23 protein-coding genes are annotated in these 22,536 nt (G+C 59.7%); 8 read left to right on the forward strand and 15 right to left on the reverse strand.

Features of this window, described 5'->3' with window-relative positions; translation table 11 throughout:
* Positions 1-180 precede the first annotated feature (180 nt).
* From N8H71_RS15655 to N8H71_RS15675, 5 genes are all read right to left on the reverse strand, one after another.
* Positions 181-1,116 (reverse strand): glutathione S-transferase family protein, encoded by a 936-nt coding sequence (locus tag N8H71_RS15655; protein ID WP_262194690.1) that lies wholly within the window; start codon positions 1,114-1,116, stop codon positions 181-183.
* A 723-nt stretch (positions 1,117-1,839) separates the two neighbouring features.
* Positions 1,840-2,142, reverse strand: a complete 303-nt coding sequence (locus N8H71_RS15660; RefSeq protein ID WP_085698557.1) for a GIY-YIG nuclease family protein — start codon at positions 2,140-2,142, stop codon at positions 1,840-1,842.
* 39 nt (positions 2,143-2,181) lie between these two features.
* On the reverse strand, positions 2,182-2,655 hold the full coding sequence (locus N8H71_RS15665; RefSeq protein ID WP_262194691.1) for a nuclear transport factor 2 family protein: 474 nt from the start codon (positions 2,653-2,655) through the stop codon (positions 2,182-2,184).
* Positions 2,656-2,755: 100 nt separating this feature from the next.
* Positions 2,756-4,060, reverse strand: a complete 1,305-nt coding sequence (locus N8H71_RS15670; RefSeq protein WP_262194692.1) for a CynX/NimT family MFS transporter — start codon at positions 4,058-4,060, stop codon at positions 2,756-2,758.
* A complete protein-coding gene (locus N8H71_RS15675; protein WP_007957343.1) occupies positions 4,050-4,709 on the reverse strand; it encodes a FadR/GntR family transcriptional regulator in 660 nt (219 codons plus the stop codon). The genes N8H71_RS15670 and N8H71_RS15675 overlap by 11 nt, the downstream gene beginning before the upstream one ends.
* A 166-nt stretch (positions 4,710-4,875) precedes the next feature.
* Between N8H71_RS15675 and N8H71_RS15680 the strand changes: the two genes are divergently transcribed.
* Both N8H71_RS15680 and N8H71_RS15685 read left to right on the forward strand, forming a co-directional pair.
* Positions 4,876-5,184, forward strand: coding sequence for a type II toxin-antitoxin system MqsR family toxin (locus tag N8H71_RS15680; RefSeq protein WP_085711681.1), 309 nt, complete (start codon positions 4,876-4,878; stop codon positions 5,182-5,184).
* Complete coding sequence (locus N8H71_RS15685; protein ID WP_085711682.1) at positions 5,181-5,669, forward strand: type II toxin-antitoxin system MqsA family antitoxin; 489 nt, start codon at positions 5,181-5,183, stop codon at positions 5,667-5,669. The genes N8H71_RS15680 and N8H71_RS15685 overlap by 4 nt, the downstream gene beginning before the upstream one ends.
* Positions 5,670-5,721: 52 nt before the next feature.
* Here the strand turns inward: N8H71_RS15685 and N8H71_RS15690 are convergent, their stop codons facing one another.
* The 4 genes from N8H71_RS15690 to N8H71_RS15705 form a co-directional block, all read right to left on the reverse strand.
* A complete protein-coding gene (locus tag N8H71_RS15690; protein ID WP_007957337.1) occupies positions 5,722-6,486 on the reverse strand; it encodes an amino acid ABC transporter ATP-binding protein in 765 nt (254 codons plus the stop codon).
* An 11-nt stretch (positions 6,487-6,497) separates the two neighbouring features.
* On the reverse strand, positions 6,498-7,595 hold the full coding sequence (locus N8H71_RS15695) for an amino acid ABC transporter permease (protein ID WP_192563614.1): 1,098 nt from the start codon (positions 7,593-7,595) through the stop codon (positions 6,498-6,500).
* A gap of 10 nt (positions 7,596-7,605) precedes the next feature.
* On the reverse strand, positions 7,606-8,787 hold the full coding sequence (locus N8H71_RS15700; protein WP_129973000.1) for an amino acid ABC transporter permease: 1,182 nt from the start codon (positions 8,785-8,787) through the stop codon (positions 7,606-7,608).
* 65 nt (positions 8,788-8,852) lie between these two features.
* Positions 8,853-9,884, reverse strand: coding sequence for an amino acid ABC transporter substrate-binding protein (locus N8H71_RS15705; RefSeq protein ID WP_007957332.1), 1,032 nt, complete (start codon positions 9,882-9,884; stop codon positions 8,853-8,855).
* 467 nt (positions 9,885-10,351) lie between these two features.
* Here N8H71_RS15705 and N8H71_RS15710 point away from each other — a divergent pair, with 467 nt between their 5' ends.
* The 5 genes from N8H71_RS15710 (at position 10,352) to N8H71_RS15730 (ending at position 15,529) form a co-directional block, all read left to right on the forward strand.
* Positions 10,352-11,008 (forward strand): alpha/beta hydrolase, encoded by a 657-nt coding sequence (locus tag N8H71_RS15710; protein ID WP_085690612.1) that lies wholly within the window; start codon positions 10,352-10,354, stop codon positions 11,006-11,008.
* A 96-nt stretch (positions 11,009-11,104) separates the two neighbouring features.
* Positions 11,105-12,583, forward strand: coding sequence for an ATP-dependent RNA helicase RhlB (rhlB, locus tag N8H71_RS15715; protein ID WP_262194694.1), 1,479 nt, complete (start codon positions 11,105-11,107; stop codon positions 12,581-12,583).
* Between the two features lie 124 nt (positions 12,584-12,707).
* Positions 12,708-13,652 carry an ornithine cyclodeaminase family protein gene (locus N8H71_RS15720; RefSeq protein WP_262194695.1) on the forward strand — a complete coding sequence of 315 codons (945 nt, stop codon included), beginning with the start codon at positions 12,708-12,710 and terminating at the stop codon, positions 13,650-13,652.
* A gap of 14 nt (positions 13,653-13,666) precedes the next feature.
* Positions 13,667-14,794 carry an NAD(P)/FAD-dependent oxidoreductase gene (locus tag N8H71_RS15725; RefSeq protein ID WP_262194696.1) on the forward strand — a complete coding sequence of 376 codons (1,128 nt, stop codon included), beginning with the start codon at positions 13,667-13,669 and terminating at the stop codon, positions 14,792-14,794.
* 93 nt (positions 14,795-14,887) lie between these two features.
* Positions 14,888-15,529, forward strand: coding sequence for a helix-turn-helix transcriptional regulator (locus N8H71_RS15730; protein WP_007957327.1), 642 nt, complete (start codon positions 14,888-14,890; stop codon positions 15,527-15,529).
* 123 nt (positions 15,530-15,652) lie between these two features.
* Here the strand turns inward: N8H71_RS15730 and N8H71_RS15735 are convergent, their stop codons facing one another.
* The 6 genes from N8H71_RS15735 to N8H71_RS15760 all read right to left on the reverse strand — a co-directional run bounded on the left by N8H71_RS15735 (position 15,653) and on the right by N8H71_RS15760 (position 20,849).
* Positions 15,653-16,429, reverse strand: coding sequence for an ABC transporter substrate-binding protein (locus N8H71_RS15735; RefSeq protein WP_085690608.1), 777 nt, complete (start codon positions 16,427-16,429; stop codon positions 15,653-15,655).
* 281 nt (positions 16,430-16,710) lie between these two features.
* A complete protein-coding gene (moaE, locus tag N8H71_RS15740) occupies positions 16,711-17,163 on the reverse strand; it encodes a molybdopterin synthase catalytic subunit MoaE (protein WP_262194697.1) in 453 nt (150 codons plus the stop codon).
* A 3-nt stretch (positions 17,164-17,166) separates the two neighbouring features.
* On the reverse strand, positions 17,167-17,409 hold the full coding sequence (locus tag N8H71_RS15745; protein WP_085690606.1) for a MoaD/ThiS family protein: 243 nt from the start codon (positions 17,407-17,409) through the stop codon (positions 17,167-17,169).
* Entirely contained in the window at positions 17,406-17,879 is a 474-nt protein-coding gene (gene moaC / locus N8H71_RS15750) for a cyclic pyranopterin monophosphate synthase MoaC (protein WP_262194699.1), read from the reverse strand. Before moaC ends, N8H71_RS15745 begins: the two co-directional genes overlap by 4 nt.
* A gap of 101 nt (positions 17,880-17,980) precedes the next feature.
* Entirely contained in the window at positions 17,981-19,375 is a 1,395-nt protein-coding gene (locus tag N8H71_RS15755; protein ID WP_262194700.1) for a PhoH family protein, read from the reverse strand.
* Between the two features lie 349 nt (positions 19,376-19,724).
* Complete coding sequence (locus tag N8H71_RS15760) at positions 19,725-20,849, reverse strand: polysaccharide deacetylase family protein (RefSeq protein ID WP_262194702.1); 1,125 nt, start codon at positions 20,847-20,849, stop codon at positions 19,725-19,727.
* A gap of 263 nt (positions 20,850-21,112) precedes the next feature.
* On the opposite strand from N8H71_RS15760, the gene yaaA reads away from it, so the two are divergent.
* A complete protein-coding gene (yaaA, locus tag N8H71_RS15765) occupies positions 21,113-21,892 on the forward strand; it encodes a peroxide stress protein YaaA (RefSeq protein WP_262194703.1) in 780 nt (259 codons plus the stop codon).
* The last annotated feature ends 644 nt before the right edge of the window (positions 21,893-22,536 follow it).

A 22,536-nucleotide genomic window follows, 5' to 3' on the forward strand; every position in this document is an offset into this window, starting at 1 on the left:
CCCACGGATCTGTACTGCGTCAACAGTCAGAAACCAGCCTAGTCCCTCCTCCTCCCTTCAAGTACCAGCATACAAGCGAGCCTGCTCGCGAAAGCGGAGCATCAGCCAACAACGATGTTGAATGATGGATCGCATTCGCGAGCAGGCTCGCTCCCACAGGTTTTTGACGGGCTTGAGAAATCAGCGAGCTTCGATTCGGAAACCGAAACGCGGGAAGTGCACATGCACCAACCCGCCACGTTCGTCTTCACGGCGCAGGATCAGCTCCTCGCGACCGGCAAACACCAGCTCACCGGCCACCGGATCAACGCCGTAGTCTGTCGCGGCGATCAGCACCTGCTGACCTGCCACGAACCCGTTTGGATCAGTGAACTCTTCGTCCGGCAACGCCGCCGGCGTCGAACTGCGCGCGATCTCCAATGCCTCCTCCGAGCTCATCTCGCTGGCAGCGCCATGGCCAAAACCGAGCACACGCCCCAGCCACGCCGATACCGCCGGATAAGCATCCACCAACGGTGCCGTCACGTGCGTGGCCTTGAGGAACCACAGCGGATGGGCCATGGCGAAGTCGGCAATCGATGGCTCACCGAACAGGAAGTCACCGTCTTCACGCTGCAACTGCTGCTCCAGACGCGCCATGAGGGTCGGCCAATTGTGCTTGGCCTGCTCCGCTGACAGCTTGGTCGCGCTGCCACCACTGAACAGTCCGGCCCGATCGGCAAGGAAGGCCTTGATCGCTTCCGGCGGCAACTTGCCGAAACGCACCGCCACCGATTCCGGTTGGAACACCAGGCTCACCGCATGCTGGAACACCACCGAATCGGCCCAGGCGGCGAAGCTCGCGGCGATCATTTCCTGACCGTCCGGGAAGAACGAAGGCTGGGCCTTTTCTTGCTCGAGGCGGCGGGCGATGAGCGCGGTGTCGCAGTAGATGTCGGCGCCGATCTGCAGCACCGGAGTCTTGCGGTAGCCACCGGTCAGGGCGGTCAGATCCGGTTTCGGCATCACAGGTGAAATGTGCACCGAGCGCCAGGACAAGCCCTTGAAACCCAACAGTAGTCGAGCCTTTTCGGCGAATGGAGAGGTCGGGTAATGATGCAGAATCAACTCGGACATGCTCGGCTCCGCCGCACAGAAAGTGAGCCCGCAGCTTAGCGCGCAATTCGTTCGCAGCCTACGGATCCGGCTGATGGGAACTGATCAGTCAGGTTGATAAGGCACTAAAAGCCGCCTCAGCCAAGGCTGAGACGGCTTCCCACATCAATGACCCTACATCAGGTCATCGAAGTGATCTCGCAGGAACTCGTAAAAGCGAAACGCTTTGAACGACCTCCATACGAGGCTCAGACTACGCAGCAAAAGCTTCATACATTTTGGCCTCCGGTTGGGGGCCAAACCTCCAGCGTGCTTACCGGACCACGTACGCCTTCGGAATACACGCTAGTGTGTCCATTGAGGCGGCCGGTTGTGACACCCTCTGAAATATCATTCCGGCACGGGAGCAACCCCGTGTCAGAGGGCATGAAACCTTTAAGCCAATCGGCCAGACCTCAATAGTTGCACTGTCATGCGAGCGGACAGATCGTAATCGGGTTTCTGACCCGACGTTTAAACAAATGAATCAAAAATCGCTTTTTTCTGAATGAATGTTTTTAGGCTTGCTCGATGGCATAAAGCCGAATAATCTTCGTCCACGCTAGTGTGTCCATTGAGATGCAGTAAACCCGGCCGCAAACCGGCGTTTACAGAAAAAACCGCCCCGCAAAGGCGGTTTTTTTTCGCCTGACGTTTGCCTGAGGCCGCCGCGTCGACGTGGAGACTTCTACCGTCTGCTCCCGATCAATCAGGCCGATAAGACGCCACCAGACACTCCTTCGCACTCTTCCTCAGCTTCTTGATCAACCGCTCCTGACGCAACGCATCACTCTTGTCGCGGCACAGCTCGGTATAGACCAGCGCCATCGCCGGGCTTGAGAGAAAGAAGCGTGCGCCCTTGCCGCTCTGGTGCTTGGCGAAGCGGCGCACGGGATCATCGCTGATCCCGCAGTACAGCGAACCGTTGGCGGCGCGTACGAGGTAGACGAACCAGGACTTGCTCACTGGAACGTCGGCATCGAGAGGATTTTCGCTGAGGCTGGTCACGGGACAATTCAGGCGTAAGGAAAACAGGCCGCGATCTTATCAGCGACTCGCCTGAAATGCCTTCAGCCCTTTCAGCGCCTGGGCGCGGACGGCGTTGCGCACCAGCGGCGTCCAGCCCAGCAGCAGGCCCTTGAAGCCCAGTGCCTGGCGGGACCAGCGCCACAGGTCGAAGTGATCGTGATGTTCGCAGATCTTGCCGTCGCGGAAGACGAAGCGTGCCTGGATGTCGTTGATCACGATGTTGCCGGTCTGGCTGAACAGGTAGGTCGCCACCCAGTGGGCGCCGCCGCTGCGCTCGTCGGCGCGGACGTTGTCGAAGGTCAGGGAGAAGTCCTTGGCGCGGGTGGTGAGCATGCGCCACATGTCGCCGGCATCGCGCCCGTGCAGCTCGCCGAAGGCCGGATCGCTGAAAACCACGTCATCGGTGTAGCAGGCGGCCATGGCCTCGGCGTCGAGGCGCTGGAAAGCCTGGTAGAAACGGGTGATAAGGGCGCTGTGGGCTTCTTCACTCATGGGCAATCTCCGGGAAAGGTACAGATTGCCAGCACGATAATCCGCAAACGCCCGAAACACTATCGGCATTCGCATTCCGAATACCGACAGTGTGTGCGTGTCAGACCTTTTCGCTTACCACCTGCACATACAATGCGCGCCCGGCACCTAGGCCGGCAAGGATCGCACCGGCACCGATGATACCGAAGATCCAGCCCACGGCATTCCAGCCACCGGTCCAGTCATGCACCACGCCGACCGCGAACGGCCCCATGGACGCGAGGGTGTAGCCGAAGCCCTGGGACATGCTCGACAGGTTCGCCGCCACGTGGGAATCCCGCGAGCGCAGCACGATCAGGGTCAGCGCCAGGCTGAACGTACCGCCCTGCCCCAGGCCCAGCAGGATCGCCCAGCCCCACAGGCCTTCGATCGGCGCATACAGGCAACCGAACAGGCCGCCGAGGGTCAGCGCCATCACCACCACGATTGCCAGCCGCTGATCCTTTCCGCGCGTGGCCAGCCACGGTGCTGCCAGGGAGCTGGCGAGCTGGATGATCACCGATCCGGACAGTACCAGGCCGGCCTGGGTCGGCGTCAGCCCGCGACCGATAAGGATCGACGGCAACCAGCCGAACACGATGTAGGCCAGCGACGACTGCAGGCCCATGTACAAGGTGACCTGCCAGGCCAGCGGATCACGCAGCAGACCACGCACTCGATACGCGACATTGTGCGCACCGTGCTTCTGGCCGATTTGCGGCAACCAGAACACTGCCGCCACCAGCGCCGGAATCACCCAGAAACCCAGGCCCATGGCCCAGCTGTGATCGAAGTGTTCACTCAACGGCACGCTGGAGCCCGCCGCCATCGCCGCGCCCAGACACAGGGCCATGGTGTAGACACCGGTCATGGTGCCGGCATGTTTGGCGAAGTCGCGCTTGACGATGCCCGGCAGCAACACACCGATGATGCCGATGCTCGCACCGCCCAGCACACTGCCGGCGAACAGACCGATTTCACCGAAATTGCTGCGCAGGATAATGCCGCCGGCCAGTGTCAGAAGAATCCCCAGCACCACCCGCTCGGCACCAAAACGCCGCGCCAGCACCGGCGCCAGCGGAGCGAACAGACCGAGGCAAAGCACCGGCAACGTCGTCAGCAGTCCCGCCTGAGCGGCTGACAAACCCAGGCTTTTGGACACTTCACTGAGCAGCGGCGCCATGCTCGACAGCGCCGGTCGCAAGTTCAGCGCCACCAAAATCAGCCCCAGCAGCAACAGCCACGGGCGGCGCACCAGTGGATGGCTTTGCTGCACCTGCTCGTCATCGGCCTCTGCGTCGATCAACAACTCTTCGAGGTCAGCCTTGCGAACGGAGGCCTGGGAAACTTCTGGGCGGGACATGGTTTTCTCGGTTTCAAGGTTCATTGATCAACTGCCTCGACAGGGCTTTGGCCCGCTCCGGATCGCGTTGCTCGACGGCCTCAAGCAAGGCGACGTGCAAATCGAAGACTTCCTGTCGACGGGGGACGATGTTCAGGGTCTGGCGCAATTGCGCGCCGACGATGCTGGAAAAATAGCGATACAGCTCGCTGAGGGTCGGGTTGTGCGCGGCGTCCACCAGGCGGCGGTGAAACACCAGATCGCAGCGGATGTAACTGTCGAGGTCGCCGTGATAGTGGCTGCCGGCGACACCCAGCGCCTCGCGCAACGCGACGAGGTCTTCATCGGTCCGGCGCAAGGCCGCCAGGCCGATGGCCTCGACTTCAAGGATGTGCCGGGTTTCCCGGGCCTGATCCAGCGAGCATTTGGACAGCGCCTTGAGCGTGTCCATCGGATCGACCACCGCCCGCAGGTAACTTCCGTCACCCTGACGGATTTCGATCAACCCGGAAAACGCCAGCACCCGCATCGCCTCGCGCACGGTGTTGCGGCTGATGCCGAGCTCGGCACACAACTCGGGCTCGGTCGGCAAACGCTGCCCGACCTGCCACGTGCCGTCGGTGATGCGCTGGCGCAATTGATCCAGGGCCTGATCGACCAGGGATCGCTTAATGAGTGGAGAAATGTCTGACATAGGATTCGCCCTTTCATCCAATCATGGGATGAATTTTCTGACATGTTAGTCAGCTCCGTGTAGGACGGCAACCACCTAGGGTCAGAGAGAGGCAAATGGAACGGGATTTTCGATTAGTCAAAATTACCCTTTAAGGGTAATTTCAAGGACAGGGTTTTGGTTTCTTATGGAAAAGAACACACCCCATTACGACTTGGTGGTGATCAAGGCTGAGGTCAGGCGACTTGGCAAAAAAGCCTTCACCAGGTCTTCGGCAAAATCCGGTGAGAAGCTCGGCTTTAGCTTCAGAGAGATGCAAGAGATCGTTTTCGAGTTACAGAACAGGATGTTGTACAAATCCATGACCACTTATGACGATCATCGAGTCTGGCAGGACGTGTATCACATCACTTCACAAGATCAGGAGATTTACATCAAGGTGACCTACCGCCCAGGCGGCCCACCGGTAATTTCCTTCAAGGAGAAAAACCCATGAAAACCCAGCAATGTGTCAGCTGCGGTGCACGTGAGGGAATGAGGCATTTCGAGGGTCGCGCCGAAACCTTGAGTGTCAAAGGCATGGAGCGCCGTGTAGATAATCTTTCTGGCTGGGAGTGCCAGAAGTGCGGTGAGGTCGAGTGGGACTTCGACACTGACAGCGCAGAACGTTTTGGGGAAGCAGGGGATGAACTGGTATTCGCTGCCAGGCAAATGATCGGTGACGAGATGAGGCGTATCCGTCGAAAATTGCACCTTACGCAAAAAGAGACGGTGCAATTATTGTCGGGTGGTGGACATAACGCTTTCTCTCGCTACGAGCGCGGCGAAATATTGCCGCCCAAAGCACTGATACTGCTGATGCGACTATTGGATCGTTACCCGTACTTGCTGACCGATGCAAAGTCTCTCGGTGAAGGGGCAGACTTGAGAGGCTTCACGCACACCGTCCACAAAGAACACGAAACCCTCACGGTGTCCTGATCCCCAAAAAACAAACCCGGCACTAGGCCGGGTTTATTTTATTCATCAGATCTCAATGCAGGATCTGACTCAGGAACAGCTTCGTCCGATCATTTTGTGGATTGTCGAAGAAGTCGTTCGGTGCCGCCTGTTCAACGATTTCGCCCTTGTCCATGAAGATCACGCGGTTGGCCACGGTGCGGGCGAAGCCCATTTCGTGGGTTACGCAGAGCATGGTCATGCCGTCTTCAGCCAGGCCGATCATGGTGTCGAGTACCTCTTTCACCATCTCCGGGTCGAGTGCCGAGGTCGGTTCGTCGAACAGCATGATTTTCGGTTTCATGCACAGCGCACGGGCGATCGCCACACGCTGCTGCTGACCGCCGGACAGTTGCCCCGGGTACTTGTGCGCCTGCTCCGGAATGCGTACGCGTTCCAGGTAATGCATGGCGATTTCCTCGGCCTTGCGCTTGGGCATCTTGCGTACCCACATCGGCGCCAGGGTGCAGTTCTGCAAAATGGTCAGGTGCGGGAACAGGTTGAAGTGCTGGAACACCATGCCGACTTCACGGCGGATCGCTTCGATCTGCTTGAGGTCGTTGGTCAGCTCCACGCCATCGACCACGATGCGGCCCTGCTGGTGCTCTTCCAGACGGTTGAGGCAGCGGATGGTGGTGGACTTGCCGGAACCCGACGGGCCGCACAGCACGATACGCTCGCCCTGACGCACGTTGAGGTTGATGTCTTTCAGCACGTGGAACTGGCCGTACCACTTGTTCACGCCCTGCATCTGAATGATGCCTTCAGGGCCCACTGGCTTTTTGATTGCTTCGCTCATCGAAAAAACTCCTAACGCTTGTGGCCAGTGTCGAGCTTGCGTTCCAGGTGCATGGAATAGCGCGACATACCAAAACAGAAAATCCAGAACACCAGGGCGGCGAACACGTAGCCTTCGGTGGCCATGCCCAGCCATTTCGGATCGGCAGCGGCTTGTTTGACGCTGTTGAGCAGGTCAAAGAGGCCGATGATGATCACCAGGCTGGTGTCCTTGAACAGCGCGATGAAGGTGTTGACGATGCCGGGAATCACCAGCTTCAGGGCTTGCGGCAGAATCACCAGGCCCATGGCGCGCCAGTAACCGAGGCCCATCGCGGCCGCGGCTTCGTACTGGCCTTTGGGGATCGCTTGCAGACCGCCGCGCACCACTTCGGCGACGTACGCCGACTGGAACAGGATCACGCCGATCAGCGCCCGCAGCAGCTTGTCGAAGTTCATGCCTTCGGGCAGAAACAGCGGCAGCATCACCGAAGACATGAACAGCACCGTGATCAACGGCACGCCGCGCCAGAACTCGATGAAGGTCACGCAGACCACACGGATCGCCGGCATGTTCGAGCGTCGGCCCAGCGCCAGGACAATCCCCAGCGGCAACGCACCGGCGATGCCGACAGTCGCGATCACCAGGGTCAGCATCAGACCGCCCCACTGGCTGGTCGCCACGGTGTCGAGGCCGAAGACGCCGCCATGCAGCAGGCACCAGGCAACGATCGGGTAGACCACCAGGAAACTCAGGCCGTACACCGCCTTGTGCGCCACGCGCTTGATGAACAGTGGCGCCACGCCGATGACCGCCAGCCACACGGTCAGGTCCACGCGCCAGCGCAGTTCCGGCGGGTAGTAGCCGTACATGAACTGGCCGAAACGCTGCTGGATGAAGACCCAGCAGGCGCCATCCTTGGTGCAGTCGGCGCGGGTGGTGCCGACCCAGTTGGCATCGATGATCGCCCAGCTGAGGATCGGCGGTACCACCAGGTAGATCAGGTAGAAAGCAAACAGGGTCAGCAGGGTGTTGAGCCAGCTGGAGAACATGTTCGCGCGGATCCACGCCATCGGGCCGAAAACCTTGGCCGGCGGTGGCATGTCGGGTTTGAAAGTATGAGTACTCATGCGCTATTCCTTACCGCTCGATCAGCGCGATGCGCTTGTTGTACCAGTTCATCAGCAGGGAAATGCTGATACTGATCGCCAGGTACACGCTCATGGTGATGGCAATGACTTCGATCGCCTGACCGGTCTGGTTCAGCACGGTGCCGGCAAACAGCGAAACCATCTCCGGATAACCGATACCGGCCGCCAGCGAGGAGTTCTTCGCCAGGTTCAGGTATTGGCTGGTCAGCGGCGGGATGATGACCCGCAGCGCTTGCGGAATGATCACCTTGCGCAGGGTCGGGCCGTTGCGCAGGCCGAGCGAATGCGCCGCCTCGGTCTGGCCATGACTGACCGACTTGATGCCCGAACGCACGATCTCGGCGATGAACGCCGCGGTGTACACCGTCAACGCCAGGGTCAAGGCCAGCAGTTCCGGAATCAGCACCCAGCCACCGACGAAGTTGAAGCCTTGCAGCTTCGGCATTTCCCAGTGCACGGGCGCACCGAAGATCAGTGCGCACACCGCCGGGATCACCAGGAACAGCGCCAGACCGGCCCAGAATTTGTGGAACGGCTCGCCGGTTGCTTCAAAGCGCTTGTTGGCCCAGCGGCTCATCAACACGATCGCGACGATGGCCACCACGATGCTGACCACGAACGCCCAGAAGCCGTCGGCCATTTGCGCGGCCGGCATGTTCAGGCCACGGCTGCTGACGAAGAAGGTATCGCCGAAGTTGTGGCTGTTGCGCGGCCCCGGCATGGTCAGGAACACCGCGAAGTACCAGAACAGGATCTGCAGCAGTGGCGGGATGTTACGGAAAACCTCCACGTACACGGTTGCCAGTTTGGAAATGATCCAGTTCTTCGACAGGCGCGCCACGCCGACGATGAAGCCGAGGATCGTGGCCAGAATCACGCCGATGAAAGTCACCAGCAGCGTGTTGAGCAGGCCGATGACAAACACCCGGGCATAACTGTCCGCTTCGGTGTAGGAGATCAAGTGTTGAGCGATGCCGAACCCGGCACTGCGCTCAAGAAAGTCGAACCCCGAAGTGATACCCCGGTGTTGCAGGTTGGTCTGGGTGTTATCGAACAGATACCAGCCCAGGGAGACCACCGCCACGATGGTGATGATCTGAAATACCCACGCACGCACTCGTGGATCGCTGAGGCTGAGCCTCTGCTTTGGTGCGCCGATTGAATTTTGCATGAAGTGCCCCGGAAATAATGGAACAGAACGTCACCCGGCAGTTGGCCTGCCGGGTGACAGAACCATCAGCGCACTGGTGGTGCGTATTGAATGCCGCCGTTGTTCCACAGCGCGTTCAGGCCGCGGTCGATTTCCAGCGGAGTGCTCTTGCCGAGGTTTTTCTCGAAGATTTCGCCGTAGTTGCCGACTTGCTTGACGATCTGTACGACCCAGTCCTTCGGCAGTTTCAGGTCTTTGCCGTATTCGCCGTCTGCGCCGAGCATACGAGCGACATCCGGGTTCTTGGTCGCTTTGGCTTCAGCTTCGACGTTCTTCGAAGAGATGCCCGCTTCTTCAGTGTTCAGCAGCGCGTAGCCAACCCAACGCACGATGGCCAGCCACTCGTCGTCGCCGTTACGCACGACCGGGCCCAGAGGTTCCTTGGAAATGGTTTCCGGCAGAACCACGTAGTCCTTCGGCGAAGCCAGCTTGCTGCGCTGGGCGAACAGCTGGGACTTGTCGGAGGTCAGCACGTCGCAACGACCGGATTCCAGCGACTTGGCGCTTTCATCGGAGGTGTCGAAAGTGATCGGGGTGTATTTCAGACCATTGCCACGGAAGTAGTCGGAAACGTTCAGCTCGGTGGTGGTACCGGCCTGGATGCAGATGGTTGCACCGTCCAGCTCTTTGGCACTCTTCACGCCCAGCTTGTTGTTTACCAGGAAGCCGATGCCGTCGTAGTAGGTAATGAAGCCCGGGAATTTCAGGCCCATGCCCGCGTCACGGGAGCTGGTCATGGTGGTGTTGCGCGACAGGATGTCGATCTCGCCCGACTGCAGAGCGGTGAAACGCTCCTTGGCGTTCAACTGACTGAACTTGACCTTGGTCGCATCGCCGAACACGGCAGCGGCCACGGCGCGGCAGACGTCAGCATCGATACCCACGATCTTGCCGGTGGAATCCGGAACCGAGAAGCCTGGCAAGCCATCGCTGACGCCGCACTGCACGAATCCTTTCTTCTTCACTGCATCCAGGGTTGCACCCGCCTGAGCGAACCCGCTGACACCCAGTACTGCAGCAGCAGTCACGATCGCCAGAGTGGATTTCAACATCTTCATTCAAACCTCCAGTTTTGCTCTTGTTGTGTCGGAGCTTGAGTCCAGTCGCACCCTTTTGAGGCGTTGTTGACCCGTGTTGGCTTTTTTTGGGATCAACCGACGCAGGACCTTCGCTATGAGTCTAGTAGGAGAAAATCCACATAATGGACAACTCACTTCTCACCAGTCGGCCGAACGGGCGGTAGCCCTTTCACGTTCGCTGAGCCCGTTGCGGCCATTGGCGAACATCCATCACCGGATTCTTTGCTATCCCGTCGCCAGTCGTTCACTGATAGTGTTACCGCCAGGCGCGAGATCGATTGCACGACTACCTCATAGCAAAGCCCGTACCACACCGGCAGCTGAAGCGATTGAGTGACAGGTCAATAGCAAAACTTGCACCCTTGCGACATCTTCTTAACGGATCAACCGGGCGCGCACGCAAATCACGCACTCAATGAGAGCGCCCGCACACAATTGGAGCAGCCATGACCGAGCCCTTGATTCTTCAGCCTGTTAAGCCCGCAGACGCCTGCGTGATCTGGCTGCACGGCCTCGGCGCCGACCGCTACGACTTTCTGCCGGTGGCCGAAGCGCTTCAGGAAAGCCTGCTGAGCACGCGTTTCGTCCTGCCCCAGGCGCCGACCCGTCCGGTGACGATAAATGGCGGATATGCCATGCCGAGCTGGTACGACATCAAAGCCATGAGCCCGGCCCGGGCGATCGACCGTGATGAATTGGAAGCGTCCGCCGACCGCATCATCGAATTGATCGAAGAACAGCGAAGCAGCGGAATAGACGCATCGCGAATTTTCCTCGCGGGATTCTCGCAGGGCGGCGCCGTGGTCTATCACACCGCATTTCTGAAATGGCAGGGGCCGTTGGGCGGGGTGCTGGCATTATCGACATACGCGCCGACGTTCAGCGATGAACTGGAGCTGTCCGCAAGCCAGCAACGGATTCCGGTGCTGTCGCTGCACGGCCAGTTCGACAACGTGGTGCAGAACTCGATGGGACGCACGGCTTATGAGTATCTCAAGGCCCATGGTGTCACCGTGACATGGCAGGAATACCCAATGGAGCACGAAGTGTTACCCGAAGAAATTCGCGACATCGGCACGTGGTTGAGCGAACGCCTGCGCTGACAATTCCGCCAAGGCTCGCCCTTTGATCATCCCACTACGCCGCGCCCGTTTCTTGCATTACACTGGCCGGCGTACATTCCTTAACCAATTGATGAGATGACCGTGCTCAAAGCACTCAAGAAAATGTTCGGTAAAAGCGAGGCTGAGCAGCTCGCGCCAGTTCCCACTGCGCCGTCGCACGCCCCCGGTCATCGCAGCGATGCCAGCCAGGCCGACCGCCAGACGCCCGCCACGACGCCAAAGCGTGAACCGAAACCCGTTCCAGCTGCCGCGCCCGCCACCGAGCCGGCCCGCAGCGAAACACCGAAACCGGCCAGACCACGTCGCGAACCCAAGCCCAAGGCGCCGGTGATTCCCTGGAAGCTCGAAGACTTCGTCGTCGAGCCACAGGAAGGCAAGACCCGCTTCCACGATTTCAAACTTGCCCCGGAACTGATGCATGCCATCCACGACCTGGGTTTCCCGTATTGCACGCCGATCCAGGCCCAGGTGCTGGGTTTCACCCTCGCCGGCAAAGACGCCATCGGCCGCGCCCAGACCGGCACCGGCAAGACCGCCGCGTTCCTGATCTCGATCATCACCCAGCTGTTGCAGACCCCGCCGCCGAAAGAACGCTACATGGGCGAGCCACGGGCGCTGATCATCGCGCCGACCCGCGAGCTGGTGGTGCAGATCGCCAAGGACGCCGCCGACCTGACCAAGTACACCGGCCTCAACGTCATGACGTTCGTCGGCGGCATGGACTTCGACAAGCAGCTCAAGCACCTCGAAGCGCGCCATTGCGACATCCTCGTCGCGACTCCGGGCCGCCTGCTCGACTTCAACCAGCGCGGTGACGTGCACCTGGACATGGTCGAAGTCATGGTGCTGGACGAAGCCGACCGCATGCTCGACATGGGCTTCATCCCGCAGGTTCGGCAGATCATTCGCCAGACCCCGCCGAAAAGCGAACGCCAGACCCTGCTGTTCTCCGCGACCTTCACCGATGACGTGATGAACCTCGCCAAGCAATGGACCACCGATCCTGCGATCGTCGAAATCGAAGTCACCAACGTGGCCAACGAAAACGTCGAACAGCACATCTACGCGGTGGCCGGTGCCGACAAATACAAGTTGCTCTTCAACCTGGTCAACGACAACGGCTGGGAGCGGGTCATCGTGTTCGCCAACCGCAAGGACGAAGTGCGCCGCATCGAGGAACGCCTGGTGCGCGACGGCATCAACGCCGCGCAGCTGTCCGGCGACGTGCCGCAGCACAAGCGGATCAAGACGCTGGAAGGCTTCCGCGAAGGCAAGATCCGGGTGCTGGTCGCCACCGACGTGGCCGGTCGCGGTATCCACATCGACGGCATCAGCCACGTGATCAACTTCACCCTGCCGGAAGTACCGGACGACTACGTGCACCGTATCGGTCGTACCGGTCGCGCTGGCGCCGACGGCGTGTCGATCAGCTTCGCCGGTGAAGACGACTCCTATCAGTTGCCGTCCATCGAAGAAAAACTCGGTCGCAAGATCAGCTGTGAAACGCCACCGACCCATCTGTTGCGGGCGGTTGAGCGCAAGCGTCCACAGTAAGCGACGCCATAAAGAGAAGCGCAGCCGGCAACGGACTGCGCTTTTTTTTCGCCCGGATATTGTCCAACAAAACTAAAAGTCCATAATAGACAAATTAGTTTAGAAACAACCTCCGGAGTCCGACATGTCCAGTACGCCTTACGTGATCGACCAAACCCAGGCCCGCGAGCTGCTGGCCCGGATCGATGTGCCGCAGATCCTGCGCAAGCTGTTCCGCGATCTGGCGGCCGGGCATGCGGTGCAACCGGCGCAGCAACTGGTGGAATTCCCTCAGGGTGCCGGGGACTTCATCAACTATCTTGGCGTGCTGGCGGAAGACGGCGTGTACGGGGTCAAGACTTCGCCGTACATCGTTCGCGAACAAGGCCCGCTGGTGACGGCGTGGACATTGCTGATGTCGATGCAGACCGGCCAGCCGTTGCTGCTCTGCGATGCCGGTGAACTGACCACCGCCCGCACCGCTGCGACCACCGCCGTGGCGGTCGATGCCCTCGCCCCGTTGAAGGCCGCGCGTCTGGCAATCATCGGCAGCGGCAAGGTCGCACAGGCGCATCTGCATTACGTCAAAACATTGCGCGACTGGCAGAGCATCAGCGTGTACTCGCCTACCTTGAGCGAAGACCCGGCAACCGCCCGCCAACTGCAAGCCCTCGACCCACGGGTGAACATCGCCGACAGCCGCGAAACCGCCATCGCCGAGGCCGACGTAATCATGCTCTGCACCTCCTCCGCAGGCCCCGTGATCGACCCGGCAACCTTGAGCAAACCGGCGCTGATCACCTCGATCAGCACCAACGCACCGCGCGCCCACGAAGTGCCGCCGCAACGCCTCAACGACATGCAGGTGTTCTGCGACTATCGTCTGACCACCCCGGGTTCGGCCGGCGAGATGCTGATCGCCAGCGAACAACATGGCTGGGACACCAGCGCGATCATCGGTGACCTGGCGGATCTGCTCAGCGAAAAGGTGCAGCGCCCCGATTACAACCGTCACGTGTTTTTCCGCTCCATCGGTCTGGGCCTGGAAGACATCGCCCTGGCCAACGCCGTCTATCAATTGCAGCGCTGACACCGGAGATTTTCATGAGTCATGCAGATTTCATCATCATCGGCGGCGGGATTGCCGGCGCGTCCACCGGTTTCTGGCTGTCGCAGCACGGCAAGGTCGTGGTGCTGGAGCGCGAGTCGCACCCGGCCTATCACTCGACCGGGCGCTCGGCTGCGCTGTTCACCGCTGCTTATGGCACTGCGCAGGTTCGGGCGCTGACCCAGGCCAGCCGCGAATTCTTCGACCATCCGCCCAGCGGTTTCTGCGAGCATCCGCTGCTGACCCCGCGCGGGGAAATGACCGTCGACTTCACCGGCGACGCCGCCGAGCTGAACAATCAATACCTCAGCGCCAAGGCCACGGTGCCGGAGATGCAGTTGCTCAGCGCGGATGAAGCCTGCGCGCGGCTGCCGATCCTGCGCCGGGAGAAAGTCCATGGCGCGATCTACGACCCGACTGCCAGTGACATCGACACCGACGCCCTGCATCAGGGCTATCTGCGCGGTATCCGTCGCAACCACGGCCAGGTGCAGACCGATTGCGAAGTGCTCGGACTGACTCGCGACGCTGACGGCATCTGGCAGGTGCAAACCAATGGCCAGACCTTCAGCGCGCCCATCGTGATCAACGCCGCAGGCGCCTGGGCCGACAAAATCGGTGCACTGGCCGGCGCCAAGCCGCTGGGCCTGCAACCAAAACGCCGCGCGGCGTTCATCTTCGCCGGCCCCGAAGGCGTGGACATCCACCACTGGCCGATGCTGGTCAGTCTCGACGAGTCGTTCTACATGAAGCCCGACGCCGGGATGTTCCTTGGCTCCCCGGCCAACGCCGACCCGGTCGAACCGCACGACGTGCAGCCGGAAGAACTGGACATCGCCATGGGCATTTACCAGATCGAGGAAGCGACGACCCTGACCATCCGCCGCCCGACCCGCACCTGGGCCGGTCTGCGCAGTTTTGTTGCCGACGGTGATTTGCTGTCCGGGTTCGATCCGCAGGTGCCGGGGCTGTTCTGGGTCGCGGCCCAGGGTGGTTACGGTATCCAGACCTCACCTGCGATGGGCCAGGCCAGCGCAGCGCTGGTGCGCGGTGAATCGCTGCCCGAACATCTGAAGCAATTCGGCCTGACCGCCGCCATGCTCGCCCCTGCCCGCCTGGCCTGACCGTCCGCCCGGATGACGCGCCCGACGGATTGCGGCACACTCGCAACGCCCCCGGATCACGGGGGCGTTGACGTTGCCTGGAGCTCCACAGTTATGACCGCCCCCGAACACACGCCCGAGCTGCATGACGCCGCGCTGGACAACTACCACGCCATCGCCGACGCCATCGCCACGCTATTCTTTCCCCATGCCGAAGTGGTGCTGCATGACCTGCGCACGCAGAAGGTCGACTACATCGCCAACAACCTGTCGAAACGGGTGATCGGCGATGAATCGTCGCTGGAAGACATGCTCAGCGACGACGTCAGCGAACGGAACATCGGCCCGTACGAAAAGCTCAACTGGGACGGCCAGAAAATTCGCAGCCTGAGCACCGTGCTGCGCGACAGCGAAGGGCACCCGCTGGCGGTGCTGTGCATCAACCTGAATATTTCGCTGTTCGAGAACGCCAAGGCTGCGCTGGACCTGTTCCTCTCGCCGAGCAAACTGATCCCGCAACCGGACTCGCTGTTTCGCGATGACTGGCAGGAGCGCATCAACACTTTCCTGCACGCCTGGCTACGGGAGCGGCAACTGAGCCTGAACCTGCTGACCCGCGATCACAAACGCGAACTGGTGTTGGCGCTGCACGCCGAAGGAGCGTTCAAGGGCAAGAGCGCCTCGAACTATGTGGCCAATGTGCTGAACATGGGGCGAGCTACGGTGTACAAGCATTTGAAGGAATTGAAGGGCTGAAAATCTACATTGACTGTTCCGGCCTCATCGTCGGATCGCCGCCCGGACCAAGCTCGCTCCCACAATGGATCTGTGGCGTTCACACATCCCTGTGGGAGCGAGCTTGCTCGCGAAAGCGGTAGATCAGTCGCCGTAGATATCGGACTTGAAGTACTTCTCGGAAATCTTCTGGTATTCGCCACTGGCGCGAATGCCGTCGATGGCCGTGTTCAACTGGCTGACCAGTTCAGTGTTGCCCTTGCGCACCGCGATCCCGGCGCCCTCGCCCACGTACTTCGGATCCTTCAACTCAGGCCCGACAAACGCGTAGCCCTTGCCGCGCGGCATCGACAGGAAGTCGGTCAGCGGGATGGTGTCGGCAAAAATCGCGTCTAGACGCCCGGCTGCCAGGTCCATGTAGATTTCTTCGTTGTTGCCGTAGCGCTTGACGTTGATGCCCTTGGGCTCGAACACCTCGGTGGCGTAACGGTCGGTGGTGGTTGCACGCTGCACGCCGACGGTCTTGCCCTTGAGGCTGGCGTACTGATCGTCAACGGTGGCGCCTTCCTTCATGACCAGCCGCGACGAGGTGAAATAGTACTTGTGGGTGAAGTCCACCGACTTCTTGCGGTCTTCGTTGATGGTCATGGACGACAGCGCCATGTCGATTTTCTTCACTTTCAGGGAAGGAATCAGACCGTCGAACTCGCCCTCGACCCACACGCACTTGACCTGCATCTGCGCGCACAGGGCATTGCCGATGTCGTAGTCGAAGCCGACGATTTCACCCTTGTCGGTTTTCGAGGCGAAGGGCGGATACGCCGCTTCGATACCGATGCGCAGGGTTTTCTCGGCGGCGAACACGCTGCTGCACGCCAACAGGCTCAGTGCCAGACCGGTGATGAGGGGGAATTTCTTCATGTTCGTTCTCTCGCGGGTTGTTGTTGGTTTGGCAAGACAGAAGAAAAAGCTGAAACGGAGCAAAGACCTTTTATTGTACTTGTAAATCCATACTGGACTTTTACGTACAAACCGTCAATTGGGCGAGACCGATCATTTCTGGCCGATGGTCGGGGAGGTGAACTTGAGGGAATTGGTGATTCGGATGGCCTCTTCGCGAGCAAGCTCGCTCCCACAAGGATCATCGAAAACCTGTGGGAGCGAGCTTGCTCGCGAAGACTGACTCTAAGTCGGCAGAGGAATTACTGCTTCCAGCGATCCGCCGCCGCATGATCGCTGTCACGACCTTCGACCCAGCGCGGGCCGTCGCTGGTGTTCTCTTTCTTCCAGAACGGCGCGCGGGTTTTCAGGTAATCCATGACAAAGGCGCAGGCGTCGAACGCTGCCTGGCGGTGGGCACTGGCAGCGGCAACAAACACGATCGGTTCGCCCGGTTCCAGCGCGCCGATGCGGTGCAGCACTTCCAGCTTCAACAGCGGCCAGCGCTGTTCGGCCTCGATGGCGATCTTGCCGAGGGCCTTTTCGGTCATGCCCGGATAGTGTTCGAGGAACATTCCGGCGACATCGAGGCCATCATTGAAATCGCGCACGTAGCCGACAAAACTCACCACCGCGCCGACACCGACATTGGCCGCGTGCATCGCATTGACTTCAGCGCCCGGATCGAACGGTTCGGATTGCACCCGAATGCGCATGGCTCAGCCCCCGGTCACAGTGGGGAAAAACGCCACTTCGTCGCCATCGACCACCGGCTCGTCGAGCTGGCAGAGGTCTTCGTTACGCGCGCACATCAGGTTCTGCTCGTTCAGCACCTCGGCGCCTTCACGCTGAGCCAGCAACGCACGAACATCATCGACGGTGGCGAAGTCACCTTCGACCTTCACCGAATCCACGCCCAACGCCTCGCGGTAACGGGCAAAAAACTTCACTGTCAGGTTCATGACTGCTCCGCCTGGAAATGCCCGCTCTTGCCACCGACCTTTTCCAGCAGACGCACGCTTTCGATGGTCATGCCACGATCCACGGCCTTGCACATATCGTAGATGGTCAGGGCGGCGACGCTGGCGGCGGTCAGCGCTTCCATCTCGACGCCGGTCTGCCCGGACAATTTGCACCGGGCAACAATACGCACGCAGTCATCGCCTTCAGCACTGAGCTCGACCTTGACGCCAGTCAGCATCAACGGATGGCACAGGGGAATCAGATCACTGGTTTTCTTCGCCGCCTGAATGCCGGCAATGCGCGCCACAGCAAACACGTCGCCCTTGGGATGGCCACCGCTGACAATCATCTGCAGGGTTTCGGGCAGCATGCGCACCAGCGCTTGGGCCGTCGCTTCACGGAACGTCACGGCTTTTTCGGTGACGTCGACCATGTTGGCGCGACCTTGGGAATCGAGATGAGTCAGCACGGGATTACTCCTGATCAGGAGGCCCGATTGTAAACCCGAGGGTCAAATTTGCGCACATAAAAAACCGGGCGACTTTGCAGTCGCCCGGTTCGATTTGACGGTTACAGGTGGGATTCGGCGTATTCGGCCAGGATCGAGCGAGGCACCCCTTGCAGCGTGATGTGTACGCCGTTGGGGAAATCCTTGAAGCGTTCAGTCAGGTAGGTCAGCCCGGAGCTGGTCGCGGACAGGTAAGGAGTGTCGATCTGTGCCAGGTTGCCCAGGCACACCACTTTGGAACCGGCGCCGGCCCGGGTGATGATGGTTTTCATCTGGTGCGGCGTGAGGTTCTGGCATTCGTCGATCAGGATCAGGCTCTGCTGGAAGCTGCGACCGCGAATGTAGTTGAGCGATTTGAACTGCAACGGCACTTTGCTGAGGATGTAGTCGACGCTGCCATGGGTGTTTTCGTCATCCATGTGCAAGGCTTCGAGGTTGTCGGTGATGGCGCCGAGCCAAGGCTCCATTTTTTCCGCTTCGGTGCCGGGCAGGAAGCCGATTTCCTGATCCAGACCCTGCACGCTGCGGGTGGCGATGATGCGGCGATAGCGCTTGCTGACCATGGTCTGCTCGATCGCCGCGGCCAGAGCCAGAATGGTTTTACCGGAACCTGCGGCACCTGACAGGTTGACCAGGTGAATGTCCGGATCCAGCAGCGCATACAGCGCCAGGCTCTGATAAATGTCCCGTGGCTTGAGGCCCCAGGCTTCCTGGTGCAGCAGCGGCTCCTGGTGCAGATCCAGAATCAGCAAGCGGTCCTCTTCAATCTCCTTGATCCAGCCGACGAAGCCTTGCTCATCGATGATGAATTCGTTGATGTGCACCGCAGGCAGATTGTCGATCAGCTGTACCTGATGCCAGGTGCGGCCGTGGTCCTGACGGGTTTCGACCTTGCTCACGCGGTCCCAGAAGGAGCCGGTCATGTTGTGGTAGCCGTTGGGCAGCAGGGACACGTCGTCGACCAGTTGGTCGGTGCTGTAGTCCTCGGCGGCGATCCCGCAGGCACGCGCCTTCAGACGCATGTTGATGTCTTTGGTGACCAGCACCACCGGTTTTTTCGGGTCGCGGGTGTGCAGATCGATCAACTGGTTGATGATTTTGTTGTCGTTCAGGTGCTCGGGCAGAATCAGGTTCGATTCGGCCTGCTTGCTCATCAGAATCGACAGCAAGCCCTTCGGTCCGCCCTTGCCCCGCTGGATCGGCACCCCCAGTTCAACATCTTCCGGGGACGCGTCGCCCAGGGTCTTGTCGATCAGCCGGATCGCCTGACGGCATTCGGCGGCCACGCTGTGATGCCCGCTTTTGAGCTTGTCCAGCTCCTCAAGCACGGTCATCGGGATCGCGACGTGGTGTTCTTCGAAATTCAGCAGGGCATTCGGATCGTGAATCAGTACGTTGGTATCGAGTACATAAAGGATTGGCTGGTTGGAGGAAGGGCTACGTCCGTGATCATCCATACTCGGTCACCTTTGTGGGAGCCATTCGACGCAATACCTCGGCGGTGCTGCGCCTCGAAGTGACTGCCGAATCCACCTGCACAGCTTTTGTCGGGATAGCAGGTGAACCGCACACAAAATGGGTCTTGGAAGACGCCACCTGTGTTGCAGGTTTCGGCGGTCTGTCTTCGTAATACTCCAAAACCCGTGACAGAAAAAAGCACTTTGACGCTTTTTTGAAGTTTATTTTGCAAAGTGACGAAAAGCCCTTGGCGGACCGCCCTGCCCCCGTTAGAGTCGGAAGTCCGCCTGCATCGAATTCTGCAAAAAATTCACCCCAAGCCCAATGTTTACGGGCTCTTGCCGTTTTTCAGCGAAACGCGTCCTGACAGTCTTCCCAGCCGATGCCGCTTTGCGCGGTTTGTGTGATCAGCCACGGCAACGCGGTCTTAACCGCATCCTGTTTCATGTTGAAATTGATCACCCCGTGCCGCCACAGGAGCATCAGGGTCAGCACCCGCTGCGCGCTCGGATTGCCCTTGAGTTTGCCGGCGCCGTCCTGGGCATCGATGTCCCACAGCGCCACTTGCAGGCCCTGACTGTTGAAGAAACCCCGGGCATCGCTGCGACGTTGGCCTTCCGGTGGACGAAACAGCGGCACGTAGTTTTCCGGCAGCTTGTTGCGAACCAGATCGGCACTGCGCCGCACCGAATCCTGCCAGTCCTGCCAGTGGCTGTGAGAGCGGAACTCCCAGCCCTGCACGCCGACGCACTGCTGCGAAAACGCCGCTTGCAGGTTGCTGACGGATCGGTCGGCCAGCCGCGCCTGAACATCCTTGCCCAACATGAAGAACGTGCCGCTCAGGTTCGACTTGCGCAGGTACTCCGCGAGCCAGTCGGTGTTGTCCGGTTGCAGGTTGGCGGCGCTGTCGAAACTCAGCAGAAACAAGCGGTCGTGCATGTCGTCGCCGTTGCGCTCGTAGTCACCGAAATGATCGAGTTCGCTGGTGGTCTGCGGCGACAACGCAGCCTTGCGCATCAGCTCATCGAGGTATTGCAGGTGGAAGATCCGGCTCGGTTCGGCCCACCTGGTGTAATAGCTTTCGTCGCTGACCACGAATTTGGCGGCCTGCTCACGCAGCGTCGGCAGGTCTTCGACAAGGAAGCAGAAAGAGGCGTCCTGATCACAGCTTTGCTGGGCGAAGTTGTAATTGGCGAGCAGACGCTGCCACAGGCGCTCGCGCAGGCTGTTGATCGCATCCAGATTGACCGTGCGCAGTCCCAGGCGCTGGGCCAGCGCCGCTTCGTCCAGCGCTTCGGTGCCGAGCAGGCCGCGAGCAAACATCAGGATTTCCGCCCGCGAGGCGACATCGAACAGGGTCGGATTGTCGAGTTTTTCCGGCCAGGTGCTGCGATCCAGCGTCGCGATATCGCCCGGCGCCGCAACGGCACTGACGCTCAACAGCCACGCGGTGAAAAAAAGAACAATGCGCAAAGGGTGTCTCCATAACAAAACCCGCGCCGCACTATAGCCGATCCTGCCCCATTCCCCGCAGCAACACCTATCCCTTGTGGGAGCGAGCTTGCTCGCGAATGCGGTGTGTCATCCAGCACATCAGTCGACTGGAACGCCCTCTTCGCGAGCAAGCTCGCTCCCACAGGATTTGTGTACAGCCGTCGATCACCTATGGACTTGATAGCTGGAGTCAACACCGACAACCCCCTAGAATCGCCCCCACGATTAAAGGAGACGACTTCATGCTGATGGTGATTTCCCCCGCCAAGACCCTCGATTACGAAACACCGCCGGCGACCCAGCGCTTCACCCAGCCGCAATACCTCGACCACTCCCAGGAACTGATCCAGCAACTGCGCGAACTGAGCCCGGCGCAGATCAGCGAACTGATGCACGTGTCCGACAAGATCGGCGGACTCAACGCCGCACGCTTCGGCAGCTGGACGCCAGCGTTTACTCCCGAGAATGCCAAACAGGCACTGCTGGCCTTCAAGGGCGACGTCTACACCGGACTCGACGCCCAGAGCTTCAGCGAAGCCGATTTCGATTACGCGCAACAGCACCTGCGCATGCTTTCCGGCCTCTACGGCCTCCTGCGCCCGCTCGACCTGATGCAGCCGTATCGCCTGGAAATGGGCACCAGACTGGCCAACGCCCGAGGTAAAGATTTGTACGCCTTCTGGGGCACGCGCATCAGCGAATGGCTGAACGAAGCGCTGGCCGATCAGAGCGACGACGTGCTGCTGAACCTGGCGTCCAACGAATACTTCTCGGCGGTCAAACGCACGGCCCTGAACGCGCGCATCATCAATACCGAGTTCAAGGACCTGAAGAACGGCCAGTACAAGATCATCAGCTTCTATGCCAAGAAAGCCCGGGGCCTGATGAGCCGCTTCGTGATCCAGGAACGCATCAACGACCCGGCGGCCCTCAAGCAGTTCGACGTACAGGGTTATCGCTACAGCGCCGAGCAATCGAAACCGGACAATCTGGTGTTCCTGCGCGATCACGCCCCCGAATAAAGCATGCCGGATGCACGACTCTACATAGAGAGAGTCGTGCAGCTCGCACGACGTCAAAAAATCCTCGCCCTTTTACGCCGTTTTATTGGCGCCATAAAATCAGCACCCTCCTTCCTATCTTTAGTTTCACTCGACAGTTGTCATTTTTTTCAGTAGTGGCACCTAAATTTTCAAACGGTAGTGGCACAAAAACATCTAACGCGCTTTTCTCCCTATTAATAAAGGGCGAAATCGAAAGTGCTATCAATATGAGAGCAGTGCCATCTTTCTCAATATTTCAAAAAATTTCAGATTTCGCGATGAGCGGACAGGAACTATGTCCAAATGCATAGCTCATACCACCGGTAACGATTCTCGCCGAGTTTGTACGAGATAACTTACGCAGAGTTAAACCCATGTAACCAAGTTGTCACAGCAACTTGCGCAAATGGAATAACTCCTCTGAACAACTAACAAGGGGCAGGCGATACGCACCATGACGATCACCTGTACGGCCTGAAGGCCAAACTCTTTTGACGTGCTCGCCTGAGCACCGAACCGCTTGATCCACGGGCTTTTCGCCCGACATCAAGCGCGCATGAAGAATGCACGAACATCCTCAAGATAGAGGATCGGCTGCATGACAGGGCAAATAACAAGATTAA

Origin of the sequence: Pseudomonas koreensis, assembly GCF_025447595.1 — a bacterium.
In the GTDB taxonomy this organism is placed as follows: domain Bacteria; phylum Pseudomonadota; class Gammaproteobacteria; order Pseudomonadales; family Pseudomonadaceae; genus Aquipseudomonas; species Aquipseudomonas koreensis_H.